The sequence below is a fragment of the Streptomyces sp. NPDC006265 genome (genome assembly GCF_040613555.1).
Lineage (GTDB): Bacteria > Actinomycetota > Actinomycetes > Streptomycetales > Streptomycetaceae > Streptomyces.
The window spans coordinates 1-3,794 of record NZ_JBEXSH010000869.1 but is presented as its reverse complement, the minus strand read 5'-3'; the positions used below and the strand labels follow the sequence as shown (position 1 = coordinate 3,794).

General features: G+C 73.4%; 4 protein-coding genes and 1 pseudogene. 3 read left to right on the top strand and 2 right to left on the bottom strand.

The window, feature by feature from the left end; translation table 11 throughout:
* Positions 1 to 59 precede the first annotated feature (59 nt).
* Positions 60 to 272, top strand: coding sequence for a DUF4287 domain-containing protein (locus ABZ281_RS41810; protein WP_356663168.1), 213 nt, complete (start codon positions 60 to 62; stop codon positions 270 to 272).
* 58 nt (positions 273 to 330) lie between these two features.
* A complete protein-coding gene (locus ABZ281_RS41805) occupies positions 331 to 1,212 on the top strand; it encodes a GNAT family N-acetyltransferase (protein ID WP_356663167.1) in 882 nt (293 codons plus the stop codon).
* Between the two features lie 67 nt (positions 1,213 to 1,279).
* Here ABZ281_RS41805 and ABZ281_RS41800 read toward each other — a convergent pair whose 3' ends face one another.
* Positions 1,280 to 1,945, bottom strand: a complete 666-nt coding sequence (locus ABZ281_RS41800; RefSeq protein WP_356663166.1) for a pyridoxal 5'-phosphate synthase — start codon at positions 1,943 to 1,945, stop codon at positions 1,280 to 1,282.
* Between the two features lie 31 nt (positions 1,946 to 1,976).
* Positions 1,977 to 2,087, bottom strand: a pseudogene (locus ABZ281_RS41795) (pyridoxamine 5'-phosphate oxidase family protein); the annotation flags it as partial.
* A 244-nt stretch (positions 2,088 to 2,331) separates the two neighbouring features.
* On the opposite strand from ABZ281_RS41795, the gene ABZ281_RS41790 reads away from it, so the two are divergent.
* A complete protein-coding gene (locus tag ABZ281_RS41790) occupies positions 2,332 to 3,537 on the top strand; it encodes an NAD(P)/FAD-dependent oxidoreductase (RefSeq protein ID WP_356663165.1) in 1,206 nt (401 codons plus the stop codon).
* Positions 3,538 to 3,794: the final 257 nt, after the last annotated feature.

The following is a 3,794-nucleotide window of genomic DNA, read 5'->3' as shown; positions in this document are numbered from 1 at the left end:
GATCAGTCGGTCCTGTCGCCCCGGTCACAACCGGCGACAACAGCGAAGGGACCACCGAGATGACCGCACCCGTGAAGGGCCCCGCGAGCTACTTCCCCTCCATAGAGAAGAGGTACGGCCGGCCGATCGCCGACTGGCAGGCCCTCATCCGCTCCTCGCCGCTGACCCGGCACCTGGAGATCGTCGACTGGCTCAAGTCCGAGCACGGCCTCGGGCACGGCCACGCCAACGCGCTCGTCGCCCACACCCTCGCCGAGGACAGCGGCAAGTGAGCCGAGGGGGCCGCTAAAACCGCAGGCGCCGGGACGGAGGCCGACGGCATCATGAGGCATGGACACCGAGACCGGCCGCTGGCACCTCACCCACGACCTCGACGGCTTCCTGACTCGCGCCGGCGCCTTCCTCCGAGGCCGGCCGGCGCTGCACACCGTCCCGTTGACGGTCACGGACAACCTGCGCAGGCGCGGCCCGCGCATCTACGGCGACGGTGCGCCGGAGTTCGGCGTACTGGAACAGGACGGCGTGGTCCGGGCGACGGTCTTCCGCACACCACCGCACCGGATGAACCTCACCGCCCTGACCGCCGAGGAGGCCGAGGCGCTGGCCGCACGACTGGCCGCCCTCGGCCACCGCCTGCCCGGCGTGCACGCCGACCGTGACACCGCCGCCGCCTTCGTCGAGGCCTGGCAGCGGCACACGGGCGCCGCGGCCACGCTCCGACAGCGTCAGCGGCTCTACCGGCTCGGCACCCTGACCGTGCCCCGTCCCGTACCGCCCGGCGGACCCCGCGTCGCCGTCGAGGCGGACCGCGACCAGCTCTGCCGCTGGCACGACGAGTTCGTCGCCGCCGTCGGCGAGGGCAGCGTCCGGGACGCCGCCGAGTGGGCGGACGCCCGTATCGCCGACGGCGGCATCACCTTCTGGGAGACGCCCGACGGCACGCCCGTGGCCATGGCCGGCGCGACGCCCGAGATCGCCGGCCAGGTGCGCGTCGCCTCGGTCTACACCCCGCCCCACCTGCGTGGCCGTGGTTACGCGGGCGCCGCCACGGCCGAGGTCAGCCGCGCCGCCCTGGCCGCCGGAGCGCAGGAGGTGCTCCTCTTCACGGACCTGTCCAACCCGACCAGCAACGGCCTGTACCAGCGGATCGGGTACCGGCCGGTGGCGGACTTCGCGGTGTACGACTTCACGGGGTGGTCGGTGCCCGCGTGACCTTGACAGGGCGACAGGGGCTTCCCGCGTTGCCCGGGACCCGCGACGCGTCACAGCCCAGGTCCGGTCACGGCCAGAGCAGTTCCCGTGTCCACCCTCCCTCGGTGCTCCGGTAGCGCAGCCGTACGTGCCGCCGTGCCTCGTCTCCCTGGAAGAACTCCACCTCCTCCGGCCGCAGCCGGTACAGGGTCCAGGACGGTACGGGAGCCTCCGGCTCACTCCGGGCCCGTTCCCACGCCGACTCCGAGGCCCGTGCCAGCTCCTCCACCGAGCCCAGGATCTCGCTCTGGCGGCCGGTCAGTGCCGCGGCCAGCGCGCCCGTCGAGCGGGCGTGGAGGTCGCCCTGCGCCTCCTCGGACGGGGCGGCCGACACCGGGCCGCGGACCCGTACCTGCCGGCCCAGGACCGGCCAGTAGAAGCCGAGCGCGGCGCAGGGGCGGGCGGTGAGGTGGCGGCCCTTGCGGCTGCCGGCGTGGGAGGCGAAGAACCATCCGGTCTCGTCGGCGCCGTGCAGCATGACGATCCGTACGTCGGGCCGGCCGGACTCGTCGGAGGTCGCCAACGACATGGTGTGCGGCTCGGTCTGCCCGGCCGCCACCGCCGCCGCGAACCACTCGGTGAAGAGGGGCAGCGGGGCGGCGGGGGCGGCCGTCGGGTCGAACGAGGGCAGTCGCGTGACCTCGGGGTCCCAGACCCGCAGTGACCTCAGCAGCTCGTGAAGATCCGTTGACATCCCCCGATTGTCACCCCGGAGGGCCGGCTCCTCACACCTGCCCGGGGTCGGACGAGACCCACCGCTCCGGCCGCATCCGCAGCACCGGCATGTCTCCGTGGTGCTTCCAGGAGAAGTCGACGCAGCCGCCGGCCTTGTCGGCCCGGTGGATCGCCGAGGTGACCGGCTACCGCGCCCGGTGGCCCCCACCCGATCGCGGCCTCCGATCCTCCCGTCCGTGTCGGAGGCCGCGCCCCGCGATCCGTCAGGAACGATCACCGGTTCACCACAACCGGGCCCTCCGCGCCACCGGCCCCACCCCGCCCTCCCACAGCCGTGATCAATCCGAAACCAATTCCGGTCTTGACCGAGACCCATCAAGCAGTCCCGTGATTACGCTCGCGCTCATGGCCGACTCCACACCCCCCACACACGCCTCCGCACAGCCCCCACCCGACCGCCCCGTCTACGTCGTCGGCGGCGGCCCCGGCGGGCTCTCCGCGGCGTACGCGCTGCGCGCCCGGGGCATACGGGCCGTCGTCCTGGAGAAGTCCGACCGCGTCGGGGCGTCCTGGCGCCGCCACTACGACCGGCTGCACCTGCACACCACCCGGCGCCTCTCGGCCCTGCCCGGGCTGCCGATGCCGCGCCGGTTCGGGCGCTGGGTGTCGCGGGACGACGTGGTGCGGTACCTGGAGAAGTACGCCGAGCACCACCGCCTGGAGATCGTCACCGGCGTCGAGGTGTCCCGTATCGAGCGCACCCCCGACGGCACGGGCTGGCTGCTGCACGCCACCGGCGGCCGGGAACTGACCGGCGCGGCCGTGGTCGTCGCCACCGGCCACAACCACACCCCGCGCCTGCCGGACTGGCCCGGCCGCGCCGGCTTCACCGGCGAGCTCCTGCACGCGGGCGAGTACCGCAGCGGCAAGCCCTACGCCGGCCGGGACGTCCTCGTCGTCGGCGTCGGCAACACCGGCGCCGAGATCGCCGTCGACCTGGTGGAGAGCGGCGCCTCACGGGTCCGGCTGGCCGTGCGCACCGTCCCCCACATCGTGCGCCGTTCGACCGCCGGCTGGGCCGCCCAGTACAGCGGCGTCCTCGTCCGCCGGCTGCCGGTCGGACTGGTCGACCGGATCTCCAGGGCGCAGGCCAAGGTGGCCGTGCCCAACCTGGCCGCCCATGGGCTGCCGCGTCCCGACACCGGGCTGTACACGCGGGTGAAGCAGGGGGCCATCCCGGTGCAGGACGTCGGCCTGATCGACGCCGTGCGCAAGGGCAGGGTGGAGATCGTGGCCGCCGTGGACGGTTTCGAGGACGGCGGCAAGATCGCCCTCGCCGACGGCACCCGGATCTCCCCGGACGTGGTGATCGCCGCCACGGGGTACGTCCGCGCCCTGGAGGACCTGGTCGGCCACCTGGACGTCCTCGACGACCGCGGCAGGCCCGTCGCCCACGGCCCCCGCACCCCGAGGACCGCTCCCGGCCTGTACTTCACCGGGTTCACCAACCCGATCAGCGGGAACCTCCGAGAGATGGCGCTCGACGCGGTGAAGATCGCGAAGGCCGTGGCGAGGACCGGGTCGGGGACGGTCTCCCGCCTGCCGGGCTGAGCACCACCCCGACGCCATGATGCCCTGAGCCGGTCCACTCGACAACTTCACCCGCCCACACCGTTCCTGACGTCGCATCAGTTCAGTAATCTGACTGAGCGTCAGTTAGCGGCTGTCTCACAGGAGCGGGCGGAAACGATGCTTGGATCGACCCACGGCACCCTCACCACCGACTCCCGCCGGACCCGGGCCATCGCCTGTGGCGAGCGGTCCGGGCCTGCCGTGCACGGCAGGCCGGCCCAGGCGGGCGACCAGGA